The organism is uncultured Campylobacter sp. (genome assembly GCF_938031315.1).
In the GTDB taxonomy this organism is placed as follows: domain Bacteria; phylum Campylobacterota; class Campylobacteria; order Campylobacterales; family Campylobacteraceae; genus Campylobacter_B.
In genome coordinates this window covers 1-1,247 of sequence record NZ_CALHHT010000429.1, presented here as the reverse complement: position 1 = coordinate 1,247, position 1,247 = coordinate 1, and the positions used below count along the sequence as shown (strand labels likewise).

Below are 1,247 nucleotides of genomic sequence, written 5' to 3'. Positions count from 1 at the left end.
GGTTTTAAAACTAGCAGAATTTTACGAGCTGGGCTTGCGCGGCTGAAATCGCAATCGCGGTCTACATAGATGAAATTTACATGCGCGATACGGATATCGCGCGGTCTTGATTATTTTTAAGACTCACCATATCTAAGTGGCGTGGATCTAAGAAGCCTGGGTATCGGAGCAAAAAATGCCTAAAGACGCATTACGCCTGCGATTTTGGCATAGGTAAGCCGATTTCTAAGATAAAATTTAAAGGCTGGCGGCGTAAAATTTTTTAAAATTTCTAAGCAGCAATGCGAAATTTTCAAAAGTTTTCTAGGGCACGGCGAGATGCTTACCACGGGCTTGGTATGCAACAAAATATTTTACGCATTAGATTGTCGCCCTGATAAATTACCATTGTAGAGGCTGTAGGTGTTTCAGACCTCAGGATTAAATGCTTTATTATAAATACTGCAGGCGCCGTGGATGCCGCATAGACGTGCGAGTAAAAATTGAGGCAAGCCAGCCATAAAAACAATCTTGCAAGTAAAATTTTAATTTGTCTTTTTAAAATTCTGCTCAAAGCTCCGTTTAAAATTTTATTTAAAATTTTGCTTGGGATTTTGATAGGAATTTTGCAGGAATTTCGCCGGAAATTTCACAGCTATTATCAAAAATTAAAATTTTATCCCTCGCTTTTTGCTATAATTATTTTTAAAATTTAAAAGGAGCAAAAATGAAAATTTTAGCGTCGATTACCGCACTAATCGTAGCAGCCTACTTGCTCGCGCAGATATTTTTCCCGCAGGCGATCTCGTTTGTCGGATGTGGCGTCGGTAGGGCTAATTCGTGCGAAGACTATGGAGGATATTTGCTTGAGGAGCGCGATTATGAGGCAGCAAAAAAGCCATTTGAAAAAGCTTGTGAAGCGGGGCTAGAAAATAGCTGTGCTATCGCGGGGGATTTATATTACGACGAGCAAAATTTATATAAAACTACAAAAGATAAGGGCAAGTCCGCGCGGTTTTATTCCAAAGCGTGCGAGCTGGGAGCCGCCAAAGCTTGCTACAACGCTGCGATAATCTCTTATAAAAATGCCGATAAGAAAAATACGTTCGCATTTTTTGCCAAATCATGCGATTTGGGACTAGGCGAGGGCTGCTTAAACGCTGCGGTCGCTAGCTATGAAGAAAAAGACTATCAGGGCGCTCTTAAGTTTTTCCTAAAATCTTGCGATGCTGCTTTGGCGGAGGGATGCCAAAGGGTTGGACTAGCGT

1 protein-coding gene is annotated in these 1,247 nt (G+C 41.3%); it reads left to right on the top strand.

Annotated features, from left to right (window positions below; all coding sequences use genetic code 11):
- Nucleotides 1–706 precede the first annotated feature (706 nt).
- Nucleotides 707–1,247 (top strand): tetratricopeptide repeat protein (locus tag Q0236_RS10720; RefSeq protein ID WP_297917706.1); only part of this gene is annotated, 541 nt, incomplete at its 3' end.